General features: G+C 47.7%; 13 protein-coding genes. 4 read left to right on the forward strand and 9 right to left on the reverse strand.

Annotated elements, in window-relative coordinates; all coding sequences use genetic code 11:
- Window positions 1–164, reverse strand: a 164-nt coding sequence (locus J0895_RS27050; RefSeq protein ID WP_207090105.1) for a DUF5615 family PIN-like protein, incomplete at its 3' end; no start/stop codon positions are given.
- Window positions 157–471 carry a DUF433 domain-containing protein gene (locus J0895_RS21800; protein ID WP_207090095.1) on the reverse strand — a complete coding sequence of 105 codons (315 nt, stop codon included), beginning with the start codon at window positions 469–471 and terminating at the stop codon, window positions 157–159. The genes J0895_RS21800 and J0895_RS27050, both read right to left, overlap by 8 nt.
- Window positions 472–879: 408 nt before the next feature.
- Here J0895_RS21800 and J0895_RS21805 point away from each other — a divergent pair, with 408 nt between their 5' ends.
- The 3 genes from J0895_RS21805 to J0895_RS21815 all read left to right on the forward strand — a co-directional run bounded on the left by J0895_RS21805 (window position 880) and on the right by J0895_RS21815 (window position 6,338).
- Window positions 880–1,272 (forward strand): hypothetical protein, encoded by a 393-nt coding sequence (locus J0895_RS21805; protein ID WP_207090096.1) that lies wholly within the window; start codon window positions 880–882, stop codon window positions 1,270–1,272.
- 219 nt (window positions 1,273–1,491) lie between these two features.
- Window positions 1,492–4,944 (forward strand): tetratricopeptide repeat protein, encoded by a 3,453-nt coding sequence (locus J0895_RS21810; protein WP_207090097.1) that lies wholly within the window; start codon window positions 1,492–1,494, stop codon window positions 4,942–4,944.
- 296 nt (window positions 4,945–5,240) lie between these two features.
- Window positions 5,241–6,338, forward strand: a complete 1,098-nt coding sequence (locus tag J0895_RS21815; RefSeq protein WP_207090098.1) for a hypothetical protein — start codon at window positions 5,241–5,243, stop codon at window positions 6,336–6,338.
- 117 nt (window positions 6,339–6,455) lie between these two features.
- Here the strand turns inward: J0895_RS21815 and J0895_RS21820 are convergent, their stop codons facing one another.
- Window positions 6,456–6,710 carry a hypothetical protein gene (locus tag J0895_RS21820; protein ID WP_207090099.1) on the reverse strand — a complete coding sequence of 85 codons (255 nt, stop codon included), beginning with the start codon at window positions 6,708–6,710 and terminating at the stop codon, window positions 6,456–6,458.
- Between the two features lie 189 nt (window positions 6,711–6,899).
- Between J0895_RS21820 and J0895_RS26550 the strand changes: the two genes are divergently transcribed.
- Window positions 6,900–7,022, forward strand: coding sequence for a hypothetical protein (locus J0895_RS26550; RefSeq protein WP_277989884.1), 123 nt, complete (start codon window positions 6,900–6,902; stop codon window positions 7,020–7,022).
- Window positions 7,023–7,081: 59 nt separating this feature from the next.
- On the opposite strand, the gene J0895_RS21825 is transcribed toward J0895_RS26550, so the two are convergent.
- The 6 genes from J0895_RS21825 to J0895_RS21850 form a co-directional block, all read right to left on the reverse strand.
- Entirely contained in the window at window positions 7,082–8,254 is a 1,173-nt protein-coding gene (locus J0895_RS21825; protein WP_207090100.1) for a M20 family metallopeptidase, read from the reverse strand.
- 217 nt (window positions 8,255–8,471) lie between these two features.
- Complete coding sequence (locus J0895_RS21830) at window positions 8,472–9,089, reverse strand: alpha/beta hydrolase (protein ID WP_207090101.1); 618 nt, start codon at window positions 9,087–9,089, stop codon at window positions 8,472–8,474.
- Between the two features lie 115 nt (window positions 9,090–9,204).
- Window positions 9,205–9,921, reverse strand: coding sequence for an alpha/beta hydrolase (locus J0895_RS21835; protein ID WP_207090102.1), 717 nt, complete (start codon window positions 9,919–9,921; stop codon window positions 9,205–9,207).
- Between the two features lie 654 nt (window positions 9,922–10,575).
- Complete coding sequence (locus J0895_RS21840) at window positions 10,576–12,423, reverse strand: DUF3352 domain-containing protein (RefSeq protein ID WP_207090103.1); 1,848 nt, start codon at window positions 12,421–12,423, stop codon at window positions 10,576–10,578.
- 436 nt (window positions 12,424–12,859) lie between these two features.
- The gene (gene metK, locus J0895_RS21845) at window positions 12,860–14,116 is read right to left on the reverse strand and encodes a methionine adenosyltransferase (RefSeq protein WP_207090104.1); all 1,257 of its coding nucleotides are present in this window, start codon (window positions 14,114–14,116) and stop codon (window positions 12,860–12,862) included.
- A gap of 70 nt (window positions 14,117–14,186) precedes the next feature.
- Window positions 14,187–15,437: an RNA-guided endonuclease InsQ/TnpB family protein gene (locus tag J0895_RS21850; RefSeq protein WP_242541497.1), complete on the reverse strand. Its 1,251-nt coding sequence runs from the start codon at window positions 15,435–15,437 to the stop codon at window positions 14,187–14,189.
- Window positions 15,438–16,357: the final 920 nt, after the last annotated feature.

The raw sequence follows: 16,357 nt of genomic DNA on the forward strand, positions 1-16,357 counted from the left end.
ATCACTCGCTTTTGTTCTATTACAAAAGCGAGTTGTTCTTCATCTGACGCCCCGATTAAGCCAGCTTCTGGTGTAGTTGTGACATCAATTCCACGCCGTCGTAATCCATTTGCTATGGCATAGGTGACATTTTCATCTAAATGAAAGCAGATTGTCTTAGGCATTTCTTCGAGACTTTAGTTTTTCTTGAAGGAGTGACGGGGTTTTGGATGCCATCTCTGTGGCAAATGCTTCGTCTTCTCGAATTTGGAGTCTGATTTCTTCTCGATTGTCGTGATAATAGGCTAAGGCTGCATAGACATCTGATAAGGTAATAGAGGGGTAATGATAGAGGATTTCATCGGGAGACATTCCCATTTCTTCAGACCAAATCACAATATCTTGCACTTTAATCCGATGTCCAGCAATTCGCGGTTTGCCCCCACAAAAGCCGGGAGTGATTTCAATATGTTCTGAAATTACCTTTTCCATAATTTTAATGATTGCTTGGGTTTGTTGCTTTTTTGGGCTATTTTAACACAAAATGTAATGGCGATCGCCTCAACCCAACCCACACAGTCGCACTTGTTGTATAATGTTAAACGGTCTACGAACATAAAGAAACGACTGAAGTCATTACTACGAACTTAAAAAACGACTAAAACCCTATTGATTGCTTGTCAGTCGGTTTTAACCTACTTTAGCTATGAGGCTGCCAATGTTTGAACCCCCGCAGGATCCCTGGGGTCTCCCCAAGTCAGGGATTTTTTTTAATTACAGGATAACATATTAAGAATCTGAAATCCGATAAAATTTAATCCTTCATCAGTAATTCGCTATGTTAAGATAACATGATACTGGTTGTCTGCAAGAAAAACAACGAATAGCAGCTAAATTAATATGCCCCAAAACACGCTTACGAAAAATCGCCGGTTAACTCAGGTGGGATTGCTACATTTAGGCCGATACCTGCGTTGGCTTAGACATTATCGGGGATGGACGTCGGTACATGATTTGGGGCAGTACATTGCAACCCAAGAGTCGATGTTGCTGAAGGACCGAGGGAAGGAACTCTATATTGACCCGGAACTGGTCCCAGGGATATCAGGACCCCAGATTAATCGGATTGAGGGGGGTAAAATTACTCGTCTGGCGATTGATCAGTTGATGTTGTTGATTGATGTGTTAGAACCCGTGCATCCGCAGTCGATGGATACGATGAGTTTAGAAAGTTTGCTGGATATTGCCACAGGGGAGGCGATGATTGAAGTGCCGCCGTTGGGTAGTGATTAAGGCAAGTCCTCGGGGAATTGAGGGCAATCTCCAAAAAGAGGAGTCTTAGGTACTCGTTTCGATGGGTCCGGATTGGGAAACTAACTACCGTTACCTTACATTGACTCCTGGGCAACGAATTGAATTCGATCGCCCCAGGAGGATAACTCCCAGGGTAAAATTGACCGCATATATCAGAAAAATCCTCATACAAACCAAAAATCGGCCTCTCCATTGAAAATGACTAAGCGAAGTTGGCTAGAGATTCTGGAATATTTATCCGTGGCGGGTTCCGTGGCGGGTTCCGTGGCAGCGATCGCGACGCAGCAGATTGTTTATGCTGCAACCCCGCTATCCCTGTCGGTGGTCCTCAATTTGGCTAATCGCCGTCGATTAGCGCAGGAAACGTCCATAGGGGGAAATGACATCGAACTCCGGGAAAAACTTGCCCGCGAGTTAGGGATTTTGCGAGAACAGGTGCAGGGACTGCCGACGGATTCTGAATTTAATCATGTCCAGTCGGCGGTGTCGAAGCATTCGGAGGACTTTGAAGAAGTTAAGCGACAGTTAGAAAAAACGCTGTCCCTGGCGCAAGGGTTGGAGTTGAATCCTTTGCGCCAAGATATTTCTGTGCTCCGAGAGAATTATGCCGGGGTCCAGGAAACTTTGGCGGCCCTGACTACCCAACTCAATGGTGCAGAATCCTCCAAGGGTGGACATGGGGTTGAGCGATTGGAGAGTGCGATCGCCCAGATTAATAGCAAAATTGCCCAATTTCAAAATAAACTCTCGAAATTGGAACCCAGCGGTGGGACACCCGAATTCAACCCGGTTTTGTCTGAAATTGCTCAAATTGAACAGCGATTGGAAACAGTTCGGGCAAGTGCCAATCAAGCGATTGAGCAGGAAATTGCGGCGTTGAGGGCGGATCTCGAAGCGCGAGTTAGTGTTGGAAATCCCCTAGAATTTGGGGCGGAACAGGTGAACTCCTTCAGTTCAGAGATTGCCAAATTGCAGGAACGGCAGCAGCAGTTAGAACAGGCGATCGCCCCGGTGAGTGAGTTGCGGATGCAACTAGAACAGCTCAATCAGAAGGTGGCAGCACAACCGGATATCGAGGAAGTGGAACGCTTGAAAAATTCGTTATCCCTGGCGATCGCCTTGATTCCTCAACTGGAACAACAGTTAGATTTAGAACGCCTTGGGGTTTCCTCCCGTGGCAACGAGTCAGCGGTGGATTTAACTGGGGTCGATGAAGCACTCCGAAAAATTGCCGAATCCGTCAGCGAGGCGATCGCCGAAATTGATACTCGTTTAGCGCCCTTAGAAGCGGTGAATCTGCGGCGGATTCAAGAGGATTTGGCCCTGCAAACCCGGGAGTTAGAACAGTTAACCACCGGATTAGCGGCCCTGCAACAAGAACATGGGTCCTGGCAAACATCTCTCACGGCGTTAAGAGAGAAAATCGATGGATTACCTCAATTCGTTGCGCCGGAAGCCTTAGAACCCCTAGAAAACGCCCTCACAACCCTCAAACAACGGGTGGATGTCCTCTCGGAATTTCCCATTCCCGAACTGCAGGACCAGCTTACCCAGTTGAGCGATCGCGTCAATAACTTACCCGAAGCGATCGCCTCTGAATCCGATGTAGAACAACTGAATCAAGCGCTGCTGGAGGTTACCGCGAACCTAGCAGAAGTGCGGGAACTCACTAATTCCCTGGAAAATCAGAGTGAAGTGAGCAGTCGCCTCAGCCAACTGGATAGCATCGTCAGCGAACTCAGTTCACGCCTGGATGAAACCCTGCCGCAAGAACGGGAAGAGTTGCGCCAAGAGGTGCAAAGTCTGCGGGAACAACTGGAATGGCAAGGGAGTGGCGTTCCCAATGCCGTATCGAGTGAGGTGACTCACCAAATTCACGAACTGCTTGAACAGTTCAACTCTCGTCCGGAATTGGAGCAAATCGAGACCCTGAGTGCCAGTGTCAGCGAACTGGATCGGCGATTGGAACAACTGCCCAATCCTAGCCAATCCCCGGGAGAGGAACGGGATGCAGAAGTAATCGATGTCCTCCGTCTGGAAATTTCCGAGTTGCGATTGGCCCTGGCGCAAGTGAGCGAATCTATCGGTCATTTATCTGATGTGACACCGGAGAGAATCGAACGGTTAGAAGCGGCATTAGGACAACTGGAAGGACAACTGGAACAGTGGCGCGATCGCCCGGGACAAGTTTCAGTGCAGCCGCAGATTGAGCAACTGAGTCAGCAGCTTAAAGCTCTGGCAACCCATCCAGAAGTGCCTCACAATGCTCCGGAAAGCGGGCATCTGCAATCGCTAATTTCTCCGGCGATCGCCCAGCAATTGTATCAAATTGAATCCTTACTAGAAGGGATTAAAGCCCATCAGTATGAGTTGGTGTTTGACCGACCCGCGATTAGAGAACAACTGTTCGAGGCGATCGATACAGTTCAACATCGCCTCATTTTAGTCTGTCCTTGGGTCAGTCGGGCGGGATTGGATGCTACCCTACTGCAAAAGCTGGAAGGCTTGCTGCAACAGGGTGTTCAAGTCGAAATCGGTTGGGGACATCTGCGGGATATCGAAGCGGGAGAATTTCCGATTCGGATTAATGAACATTGGCAACTGGACCCGATGGCAAAACGCGGGTTATATGATGCATTGAATGATTTGGAACATCTGCGGAGTCAATATGGCGATCGCCTCCAGTTAAAAGTCCTCGGGACTCACGAGAACTTTTTGGTGTGCGATAACAATTGGGCGATGTTGGCGACTCATCATTTCCTGAGTAGCAGTGATGCGTTACCGGAACGGGAAGTGGGATTACGCACGACGGATCCGAAGATTATTCAAGGGTTGATTGAGCGATTTAGCGAACCCTTGCTGAATCCTGCCAATGCCAGCGCCTATTACAATCGCGGATTTGAGCGGTTGGATATTGGGGATTATCAAGGGGCGGTTGAGGATTATACTCGCGCGTTGCAGATTGATGGCAATCAGCCGACGGCGTATAATAATCGCGGCTTGGCGAAGTTCCAGATTGGTGATTTTGCCGGGGCAATTTCCGACTATACCAAGTCGCTGGAACTGAATGACAATGAATCGGTGGTTTATTTTAATCGAGGATTTGCCCGGTTTAATCAGGGGGACTATACAGGTGCAATTGGCGATTATACCGAGTCAATCCTGAAAGCGCCGGAACAGACAGGGGCTTATTTCTATCGCGGGGAAGCCTACGGATGCTTGGGGAATTATCAACAAGCGGCAGAGGATTACAGCCGCGCCATTCAACTGAATCCCCAGGATGCGGTGGCGTACAACAACCGAGGATTAGCCCGGTATAACCAAGCGGACTATGCTGGGGCGATCGCCGATTATACAGAAGCCTTGCGTCTGAAACCCGATGATGCAGTCGCCTACTTGAATCGGGGGGTCGCCCGGTCCGCAGGGACTGATTATCATGGTGCAATCGAGGACTTTACCCAAGCCCTGAGTCTGAATGAGAAGTATGCCAGTGCATATAATTATCGGGGTCGGGCGAGGGCAGAAATGGGCGATCGCCAAGGGGCGATCGGGGATTTAGAAACGGCGGCGAATTTGTTTTCTCGCCAAGGAGATCCCATGCATCATCAACAGGCGATCGCCGCCCTGACTGCCCTAGCGAGTTCAGAGTAAACCCTCCCGGTCCCCTGAATCGTAGGGGACCCGAAAGCGGGTTTCTCGCCTAGATTGATTCCGAATAAAGAGTAGGGCGGGCACTGCCCACCTTCAGTCAGGTGGGCAGTGCCCACCCTACAATTGCTTTAGCTTACTACATGATGATTTAGGGTTCGATGTTACAGATTGCGTAAGTCCTATTTGTGAATCAACCCGCTTGTTTTTCCAATCCTGTACTAGCGGGAATAAAAATTCCCGCTTTTTTGTGCAAGTGACTATAATTGGTGCAAAACCGGGCATCCTACCACCAAATCATGCAAACGATAAAACCTTCCAGTCAAAGTTTTAGGGGCAATCTCAAGCAATATCCCTGGCAAACCATAGTTGAAGGCACTTGTGTCGCTGGATCCGCCGTAGGAACTGTCGTGGCAGCGATTTCGGGACAAGTTGTCTATGCGGCAGTTCCTCTCACCTTGGCGTTAAGTCTAAATTTGTCGAATCGAATGCGATCGCAACAGCAAATGGGAGAACAAACCACCTCGGCGATCGCGGATGTCCGTCAAATGGTAGATGTTCTCCACACCACTATCCGGCAACAACCCCCCGTAGAAAAGGTTAATCTGCATCCCCTGCATGAAGCAATTTCTCAGTTACAAACCCTCACCCAACGCCTCCAAAAAACTGCCGTCCGAGAAGATGACTGGGAGACGGTGAACGTTCGTCTCTTATTAATGCAGGAACAGTTGGACCAACTCGCCACCCCACCCCAAGCAGAATCAGAATTTGCCAACTCTGCAACGACAGAAAAACCCCTCCCCCCTTCTCCTAATTTGCCTCCTAATTTGGCGGACTTCCAGTTCCAAATTCAGACAGAAATGGAACCCCTGGCCCTTCGAGTCAAAACATTAGAACAACAAAACAAACAAATTGTCAAGCCCTATCTGCAACGTCTTACCCAAGCAGTTAAAAAGTTGGAACAAACGGGTTCTCTGACGGCATTAAAACGCAACTTAGACCGATTACGGGCTGAATTTCAACAGCAGCATCCCGAATCCGAGGAAATTACCGCCCTCCAAAGCGAAATGACCCGAATCAGCGAGGGATTGGCACAGCTTCAACAGCGTTTTGAGGCACTCCCTGCCTTGAGTACCCTCGAACAACTTGGGACGATTGAAGTGGCAATTAGCGAGTTATTTGAGAAAGTCTCAACCCTCAACGCACAGATGCAAAGACGGCTGAATTCTTTAGAAAAAGAAGAAGTGGAACGCCTCCATCAAGAGATTGATTTTCAGGCAACTACGATCGCATCCTTACAAGATGGATACGATCGCCTGTATCATTCAGTTAACGATTTGACCAACCGCCTAGAAACCTTACCTCACAGTGAGCATAGAGAATACGAACATTTTTAGTCCGGTAGGGTGGGTCATGCCCACCCTAAATCCTGTACCCTATCCCCAGGGGAAGCAAATCCCTCTCTCGGCATAAAAAATATTAATTTTAAACCGGGTTTTATCAACCATTGAACGTTATAAATTTCCGGGAGTTTCCGGCGCAATATCAATCCCTCGTCCTTGTTTCATTTCATGCTGAGGGGTAATCAAATCCCTGAGTTCACTAATTTCAATCCCAATCTCCTGGCAAGCTGCTTTTAGTTCTTGGGAAAATAGGCTAGTATTCTGCCCATAACCACTCTGTGCCGCCGCTGTTGCTAAACCCTGTTCAGCATTCGCTTTGGCACAGTCAATCAGTTCGAGTCCTTGGAGTTGTTTACTTGCTGCCATACGTTTAGCCCTATCTCACTCATTGTAGATTATTCAATTACCCTAACAAGAATCTAGTCGCAATTCATCCCCCGAAAGGATGAATTAGATAACGACAGCAAGTCGTTACTACAAACAGCCCCCCAACAACCAACAACCAACAACCAACAACCAACAAACAGCCCCCCAACAACCAACAACCAACAACCAATGACCAACAACCAACAACCAATGACCAACAACCAACAACCAATGACCAATGACCAACAACCAACAACCAACAACCAACAACCAACAACCAACAACCAACAACCAACAACCAATGACCAATGACCAACAACCAATGACCAATGACCAATGACCAATGACCAATGACCAACAACCAACGACCCTCATTGCCAATACTTGTATGCCGCATAAGCTAGGGTAACAATGCCGGTAACGATCGCCGATTCATCGACCTCGAATTGAGGATGATGCAGGGGGTAATTGGGTTTGTCTGGATGTCCAACACCGAGACGAAACATCATTCCCGGTGCGTATTCGAGGTAGAGGGAAAAATCTTCTGCACCGAGGGAGGGTTCGGGGATACAGGTGACGCGATCGCTTCCCCAGGCTTCTAATGCCGCTGATTCAACTAACTGCGTCATCCCGGTATCATTTTGCACTGAAGGGACTCCGCGTCGGTAGTTCATTTCATAGTTGCCGCCATGCATCTGACAGACATTGGCGACTATTTTCTCAATCCAAGCGGGTAAGTCGGCATGGGTTTCCGGATGCAGCGATCGCACGGTTCCGAGCATCTTTACACTATCTGCAATCACATTCGGCGCCCGTCCTCCATTCATTTGACCAATGGTCAAAACCACGGGACGTAAAGGGTTTTGAGTCCGGGAAATGGCCTGCTGGAGGGTGGTAATCACCTGAGAGGCAATCCAAATTGCATCGACTGCCTCATGAGGACGCGCACCATGTCCGGATTCCCCAATAATCGTAATTTCTAGGTCATCGGCGGCGGCGGTTAATGCTCCTTGTCGAATTCCAATCGACCCCCCCGGAATCGACGGAAAAACGTGCAATCCTAAAATATTTGTGACCTGTTGCATGGCACCATCGGCAATCATCCACCCGGCACCTTGAGCAATTTCCTCCGCCGGTTGGAATAAAAAACGCACAGTTCCGGGTAAATTCTCCACCAGTTCCGAGAGGATCATCGCTGTACCTAATCCGATGGTGGTATGCACATCATGACCACAAGCGTGCATCACTCCTGCCTGCTGGGAGGCATAGTCTAACCCTGTGCGTTCGGCGATCGGTAGCGCATCCATATCGGTGCGAATTGCCAAGACTCTCTCATCAGTGATTTGACATGAAAGTTCTCCAATTACCCCAGTTTTACCCACCCCCTCTCGCACATGAACCCCGCAGGAAGAGAGCACCCCCGCCACATAGGCAGCAGTTTGATACTCTTGACCACTGAGTTCGGGATGACTGTGAATATGTCGCCGAATCTCAATCAGGCGAGGTGCGAGTTTAGCCGCGATGGTTTTGATTTCAGTGAGCATGGGGATTCCAGGGTGAGCTTACAGTTTTTATTATAGAGTTGGTTACGATGGGAACTCGATGCGGCCAGGTTGAGGGGCGATCGCCAAAAGCCGACTGATTCTTAAACATAAGAAAAAGTCGGCTTTTGAGAAGGAATTCAATTGTTTAAAATTTTAGCCCTCTAAGGTTTTGATTGCCGGAGTGGGTAACCTTCATCGGGAAGACAGCACTGATGGCTTAACAAATAATATCTCCTACAGTTTCTCGAAGAAATTGGACTGTTTTCTCTGCTCCTTCCACCAAAAATTGGACTTGTCCATAAGTTTGATTCAGCTTTCTAGCATCAATTTCAACCCGTTGAGCCGGATATTTTTGCAGAAGTTCTAGCAAGGAAAGTCGGCCATCATCCGCAGCCGAAAGAACTAAACTTGAACGCAACCCTTCAATCCCTTTACGACGGGAGGAGGGATAAATAGCTTGACTGATTTCGTAGAGGAATAATTCTCCGACAATAAAGTTGAGAGAACGGTCTAAAACTCGGACGTTCGCCGGAATTTCCTGGGTTAAAACGGTCCGAAATAGATCCCGATCAACATTGGCAATTCCCGTTAAAAATCGGATCACCCGAGATGCTTCTCCGGTTTCCCCGAATTGCACTAATTCCGGCATTGGAATGGCAATTCGCTGGGGACCGTATGTCAGGACCACCACTTGAGAGGCGGTTGCTGGGGAAGGTGTAAACACCACGAATGAAAGACTGGTCAGAAAAACAACGAGGCTGAGGGCTATAAATTTGACCCACTTTTTGGGTAGCTGACTCAGACTGTTAACAAACGTTTTGATTTTTATTTTCATGCCATCGCTCCTGAAGGATTTTTCACCCTTGTTGCTGGCTTCACCCGACCCAAATTATCGGTTTATGAAGCATTAAATAGAGGCAGTCATTCTGCCTCTATAGATTGAGTTGAGTTTATTTAGACCACCCTAAGTTATTCGACTTAGCGCTGCTGAAAAGTTCGGGGACTGGTTTGCTGTCAAAATCCGACCCAAGCAATCCACCTTCACAAATGACGTCAGCTAAATAGGTTTGGACAACTTGGGCGATCGCCAAAACATCTGTCGCCAAGAAACGAATTCGTTCATAGCCTTCTTCTAACAGCGGACCACTGACGCTCAACTGTTGTTCTGGATAGTTTTCTAGCAATTCCAGGAGGGTAAAGCTATCGTTGGCTGCTGCAGAAATAAAGGCATCAACGACTTGAGTAACATTTTCCTCAACTGCAATCCCCAGAACAGGTTCAAGACGGGTGAGAACAAATTGACCGATGGTGCTGTTGAGAATTCGTCTCAAGAATTCCTGGGAAACGGGAATTTCTTGACCCAAAGCAAACCGTAATGCGTCAATATCGCGATCGATGATACCCAACCGGGTGCGAAATTCTGCGGGTTCCGCACCTTCAGTAACAAACCGGCGCAAGTCGCCGATCGAGATGGTCTCGCGAGAATTACCGTACATTAGAATGATTCTATCTACAGCCATCGCGCTGTCACAATTTATGGTAACCGCAGCAGTGACTGCTAAAACCATTGCCAGTCCTAGGGATAAAGCTCTTTTCCAGATCCCATGAAACTGTTTGACCACAAAGGAGAATCTTTGATTAAGATCGAACCCAGAGGTTATATTCATCCACGTACTCCTGATACAACACTTCAGACTTGTCTGTTTTGCAAAGTTGACTATATTGATGTTAGAGGATTTTCTCTAACAGTTTTTTGTTCCTGGAAAGATTCCAGAAAATTGACAATCTCTGTGAAAACAGGTCACTCTTATGTTAATACATTTTCTCCCGTATTTTTTACTGATTCTAAAATTAGAGATTTTTAAACTAATGAAATAATCAGATTAGAGATAGTTATTTATAAGCAATTATATTCTTTCCTTAACAAAAAACTGACTCAGATTTTTTTAAACAAACCCTTGAACCTGTAAACCTTTAATTTTGCTTTTTTCAGCCCTACTTACTCCCCCCCATTTTAGAGTTTGTCTGAATCCGATAACATTAATGGGTAAAAGAAAATAGCCAGTGTTTTCTCATTCCCAGACTAGCTTTACTGCTAACGGACAATCCTCCTGCACTTTTTCTGAATTATCCCTCATCAGGGATTCCTCTATTTCATTTAGCTTTTCAATTTTTTAAACCAACAGTTAGAAAGCTGGTTCCTCGGTTAACTCCGGGATTAAGATCTTATCTTACCGATGGAATTGCGATCGCGCCATCGAAAATTAAATCTTGGCCCGTCATTCCGACTCACTCTTGCTGCACTCTCATCGCATATCCAGCTAGGAACGCGGAGATAAAAGCATCAATAAATCCCATTGCACATGGGTATTCTGAGAAACACCCGTTCCACTTATACTCCGAATTTTTCCCAAACTATTCAGAACGATTTGACCTTCCGGTGAGGCATTAATTTCCGGCGGTACAAACGTATTGACCCAGGCCAAGACAGACCCCATATTCAGATAACAATAGCCCAGGTTATCTTGAGGTAAAGGTTCCAACGCAGCTTGAAAATTAAAAGCATTGGCGAGACTCTGATAAGGTTGTGGATAAAGTTCTTGGAATGGTCCTAGTCCCGTGGTCATCATCAGGGTATCCTCAGAAATCCACCCATGAGCCAATACACTTTCTGTCCTCCCATTTACGTTCATGACCTCCCAACTGGTGACAGAGTTTTCATTAATTTGATGACGAGTAATGGTAATCGCCCCGGATAACTGACTGGCAATCAATTCGTCCAATTGAGTTAATAGGCGTTCCGCACTCGGGCGATCGCTGGTTTCAATAATCGACCCCATTCCCAATTTCATGGTCTCATTCACTGTGGGGAAAAAGCCCTGATTAGTGGGAAAAACAAAAGCGGTAATTTCACCATCCATCCAGGGGAGGATATCTTGTGTCACATCTAAACCCAGGGTGGATTGAGTTAACTCAGGGATTTGATCCAATCCGGGCAAAGTGAGGAGGTTTTGACCCAAAATTGGGCCGATCGCCTGCCACAAATTCCGACTGCCGCCACAGGTGAAGTAGGTGGATGCCGGAAGTCTTGCCGCCATTGGGTTTGGGGTCGGGGACACCAGGGGATCAGGGGGTGGGATTTTGTAAAACCCCCGAGACTGAGCGCGGAACCCGAAGGGTTCCATCCATACCATCAAATCGATCGCACTGTAGGGAGTCGTCAACTCACCCCCTGCCGGATTGATATCCCCGGAAGCGGGTAGAGGAACCAAACGGTTCAATAGGGGAGAGACACTTGAAAGTTGGGCCAGTTGGGGAAAATTGCCATAACCAATCACCAGCGATCGCCCCAATTCAGGGTGCGCTAACGTCCGCTGAAACTGGGGGTCACTCGCTAAACTATTGCTCCTGTCTTTCGTTGCAATCCACCGTTCCAAGGGGGCGCTACTTTGAGCCGCCACCACATATCCGGGAACAATCGCGATCGCCAAACCCCTTGTTCCCTGGGTTTCTGGCGCGGAGACTCCGGGTGGCATCGGGGTAGAATCGGGCAAAATTGGCCTCGTCTGTGCCAATACCGGCAATCCTGTGGGCCATTTGCGCTGTTTGAAAGCCCAGAAGGGATTTAAGGCGATCGGCCAGCTTTGTAGGGACCCTAGAAACCCTTTCTGTTCCCTCGCCATATTTTGACCCGGCCATTCTAACAGCGTCACCCCCTGAAACTGACGTTCCCGGGGCTGTCCGGCGATCGCACTCAATTGGGCCACAAAATTAGGAATCCCGCTCGGGTCCTGAATTGGAGCCACCATCACCGCATTCTCCTGGACAGAGGCCCGAACGGTCCCCTCTGCACCGGGCATCACGGCGATCGCCATCCAGTCTCCCAACCAGGGTTGGATATCCCGGGCAAAATTAACCTCTGCCGGAATATAGGGCAAAAATCCCGGCCCAGAAAACCCAGGCGGGGTGTCAATAAACCGATTTAAGCCATTCCAGGCATTAGCGCGGGTATCAATCAGCAACACCCCGCTGATCTCCCCAGGTAACACCGTAGTCACGGGCGGAGGAGATGTCGGTGCAACCTCGAACGGTACAGGTTGTGCTTGCAGCACTGAACCCGTCGTCAGGAGTAAAACAGAAAGCACTGGTAAAGTGACGCGCTTAAGCACTGAGCCATTTCTCCCTTTTGCGATCCACAGCAAGCGTACCGTATTGAAGAGAGTTTCGCAATTTTCAGACCTGCCGTTCTTTGCCCATACTTAGGACAAAAGCTCAGAGGAGTCCCTTTTTTGAGTCCCAAAGCCCTCGGGTTCGGAGGTTTCCCTAAAAAAAGGGATGAAGGACTAGACAAGGGGGATTGACTATGTTAAATTTTATATTATAATGGGAGGCTTTGCCAAAATATTATTAAAGTCACCACCCGGATTATAAATATAATATTGTACCGAGTCAAAAAAAGCAACCCCCTCCCCCCTATTTTTTTTGCGCTCATCATTGTGTGAGCAGGCATTAATTCAGAAACCCGGTTTGAAAAAACCGGGTTTCTCACGAGCTTACAGATGTTCTCTCACATTTACCGAAGGAACATCTCGGCTAACCTCTGTCTCACACAGAGGCCACAGCGGGGAGCAATGCATCTTTAAGCAATTGCACCTTATCCGTGGCTTCCCAAGGTAAGTCAAGGTCCGTGCGGCCCAGGTGACCATAAGCAGCCACATCCTGGTAAAAACGACCGCCTCGTTCTCCAGGCAGACGCTGCAAGTTAAACGTTTGGATAATCCCGGCTGGACGCAGTTCAAAATTCTTCTGAACCACTTCTAGCAACTTATCTTCATCCACCTTACCCGTGCCAAAGGTTTCAATGGTCAGACTCACCGGGCGGGCGACCCCGATCGCATAACTAATCTGGACTTCGCACTTCTCGGCCAAACCAGCCGCTACAATATTTTTTGCCACATACCGGCAAGCGTATGCTGCACTCCGGTCTACCTTTGTGGGGTCCTTTCCAGAAAATGCACCGCCCCCATGACGGGAATATCCCCCATAAGTATCCACGATAATTTTGCGTCCGGTTAAGCCCGAATCCCCTTGGGGTCCGCCAATCACAAATTTACCCGTGGGATTGAGCAAAAAGCGGGTGTTCTCGTCGGGTTTCACCTGGAGGTCAGAAAAGGCGGGTTGGACGACCCATTTCCAAACATCTTCTTTGATTTTGGCTTGGACTGCCAGGTTATCGGTAATGTCTCCAATCGCTGGGGTGTGCTGAGTGGAAATCAAAATGGTATCAATGCCGACGGGAACCCCATTTTCATAAATCACCGTGACTTGGGTTTTGCCATCGGGACGCAGATAGGGCAGTTCACCATTTTTGCGAACCATTGCCAGTCGGCGAGACATCCGATGTGCCAAGGAAATCGGCATTGGCATGAGTTCTGGGGTTTCGTTGCAGGCAAAGCCAAACATTAACCCTTGGTCCCCGGCACCGATCGCATCGAGTTCTTCTTCGCTAATCTGTTCCCGGGTTTCTTGAGCTTGGTCAACCCCTTGAGCGATATCAGCGGATTGTTCATCGAGGGCGACTAGGATAGAGCAGCTATTGGCAGAGAAGCCATTTTCGGCATCGGTATAGCCAATTTCCGCAATTTTTTTGCGGGCGACTTTGACAAAGTTCACTTGCGCTTGGGAGGTGATTTCCCCGGTAATCAGAACTAAGCCGGTGTTAACGACGACTTCTGCGGCGACCCGACTTTTGGGGTCCTGGGTCAGCAGAGCGTCGAGAATGGTGTCAGAAATCTGGTCGCAGATTTTATCGGGGTGTCCTTCGGTGACGGACTCTGAGGTAAATAAGTAACGACGAGTCAACGTTAAGTCCTCCTGGGATCTGGATAACGATCGTTAAACTATCTTAGTGCAACATTTAACCTTCTCAAACCTACTCATGACTGAGCAATTTTAAGAATAGTAGGGCATCACCAACAATGGTGAAGGCAGCTGCCTGCAAAGAGCGTAGCATGACGCTACGCCCGCCATTCCAATCTCTGGGTGCTTCATATCCACACTCCGGACATCGAAATATTTTGTTTCCTCCCAACTTTTCGTGGATATGGCCACATTCGGAACAAGTTTTAGAGGTAAAGGACTCATTACAACGAACGACCATCACTCCATTTCTGACAGCTATCTGTTCTAAATGTTTCGCAAACTTATAATGACTCCAAGTCAGCATATTTCGGGCAGTTTTTGACCGAATTTTTCTGGTTTGCCGTTCCACCATCTGGGAGGTTTCAAAGGTCGGCAGGAAGATTAACTTGTAATTGTTAACCAAAAAAGAAGCTGACTTATTATGCAAGTCTTTGACTAAGTTTTGGATTTTGCTCCGCATTCGAGTAGCCGCTTTACGCATTTTATAGCGTTGACGTTTGTTCGAGGATAAAGCAATTTTACTCATGAGTTGGTCCAGATGCGTACAGAGTCGATTGATTCTGCCGATGTCGTTCTGACCAATCTCTAAAATTGTTTCTCCATCATACCCAGTCAAAAAGGTCCGGACTCCAGGGTCTAAGGCTATCACTCGTTCCTGTTGAGTAGGAGTCGGTTCTCGATATTCCGGAAAACATCCAAACCATTTCCCTTTCTGATAAAGAAGTTGGGTTCCGTAAGGACATTGTTGGGGAAATTCTTCGGCTGATTTGAACGCCAGTCCTTTAGTTCTTTGGCAATACCAGGTGTCGTTTTTAAAGTTACCGGCCTTGAATTTAATCACTTGAGAAAAAGCTCGACAAGACTTGAACGAGGCTGTTCCTTGATTGGCTTTGGCTTGCCTAAAGGCATCGACAGCATCAGCAACCGCTTCTTGGAGTTGATGTCCTGGCAATTCCTTTACCCAATCTGGGCGATTGGCTTGACGCGCTAACGTTTGTAATGAGAAAGCGGATAAATGGGGTTCCTTTCTCAGATAAGCAATCGTCCAGTTATAAATCCATCGATAAGCTGCCAACCATTGTTTCCAAAGTTTGTAAAGTTCTTTCCCCGGATAAATTCGGATTTTATGAGCGGCATTTGGAGTGGGTTTAGTGGTTGAGTTCCTGGGAGCTTTCTTAAAGGGCTTTTTGGGCTTATTTTTGGGGTCTGTTCCGGTATAACCCAGTAAAAAAGCGAGGGAAGATGGACAGGATATCTTCAATGAGTTCCCTTTTTTTAGGGGGGTGACGTTCATGGAAAACCACGAGTTCGTTTCTTGATTGCTGGCGTAACAACTCAAAGCCTGGTTCTCTAAATCCGACCATTTACCTGGAATAAGAGGCGTCAATGCGTTGGATATCACCTGGGTGTATTCGCTCCAAAAGGGCGCTACAGTTGGTCCGCCTAAAATTGAGCCGGGAATCAACTGCTCGAATGAGTTCAGAAGGGGATTCTGAAGTCTGACAAAATTTAAGGAGTCTTGAAGATTCTTCGGGTCATGAATAACGAGAGACTCTTGCGTTGTCTTCAAACTCTTTGAGGAGTCCTTATGACTGTCTCCCCACGGTGAGGATGGTTTTAATTTCTCCTGATGTTTTGGGGAGTCGCTATTAACATATCGGAACTCCTCGTCTGGAGGCGGCTTTTTCGTTTCATCAGCCTAAACTCTAATGATTGGTTCTTATTATCCAGCATATTTTACCTTGATTTGCCCGCTTAGATATCTGGGGTTGAAGGCTCCGAAGATTTGGAGGACTTCACAATAACGAAACCCTGCTCCAGATTGATACAGGCTCCCTCTAATTAATCAGGGGATGCTGTTTGTTCTGGAGTCCGCTTTTACCCTTGATGGAGGATACCATGCACCGGATATCAGGGTAAGGAATGCAGGACAAGAGCTTTATGAGTGGGAGCCACTCAATGGTTCTCATTCTTCGCGCTCCGAGTCGAAAATGAGAAGATTTATTTAGGTTTAGTCAGGTTTTTATTCACCTTTGAACTTCCCCACGTCTAAAGCCGGGGGATTCCTGCCTACCCCAAAGGGCGACAGCGGGACATTCAAGTATCCCTCTAGACCATCAAAACAACTATCCCTAAAAGAAAAGAGATGATGCAATTTGGCTTACTTCTTTATTGTCCTTG

This window comes from Phormidium pseudopriestleyi FRX01 (genome assembly GCF_017313335.1).
Taxonomy (GTDB): domain Bacteria; phylum Cyanobacteriota; class Cyanobacteriia; order Cyanobacteriales; family Laspinemataceae; genus Laspinema; species Laspinema pseudopriestleyi.

Coding starts and splice junctions, on each gene's coding strand:
- J0895_RS21800 (WP_207090095.1), bottom strand. CDS start 471: ATGGAAAAGGTAATTTCAGAACATATTGAAATCACTCCCGGCTTTTGT.
- J0895_RS21805 (WP_207090096.1), top strand. CDS start 880: ATGCCCCAAAACACGCTTACGAAAAATCGCCGGTTAACTCAGGTGGGA.
- J0895_RS21810 (WP_207090097.1), top strand. CDS start 1,492: ATGACTAAGCGAAGTTGGCTAGAGATTCTGGAATATTTATCCGTGGCG.
- J0895_RS21815 (WP_207090098.1), top strand. CDS start 5,241: ATGCAAACGATAAAACCTTCCAGTCAAAGTTTTAGGGGCAATCTCAAG.
- J0895_RS21820 (WP_207090099.1), bottom strand. CDS start 6,710: ATGGCAGCAAGTAAACAACTCCAAGGACTCGAACTGATTGACTGTGCC.
- J0895_RS26550 (WP_277989884.1), top strand. CDS start 6,900: ATGACCAACAACCAACAACCAATGACCAACAACCAACAACCAATGACC.
- J0895_RS21825 (WP_207090100.1), bottom strand. CDS start 8,254: ATGCTCACTGAAATCAAAACCATCGCGGCTAAACTCGCACCTCGCCTG.
- J0895_RS21830 (WP_207090101.1), bottom strand. CDS start 9,089: ATGAAAATAAAAATCAAAACGTTTGTTAACAGTCTGAGTCAGCTACCC.
- J0895_RS21835 (WP_207090102.1), bottom strand. CDS start 9,921: ATGAATATAACCTCTGGGTTCGATCTTAATCAAAGATTCTCCTTTGTG.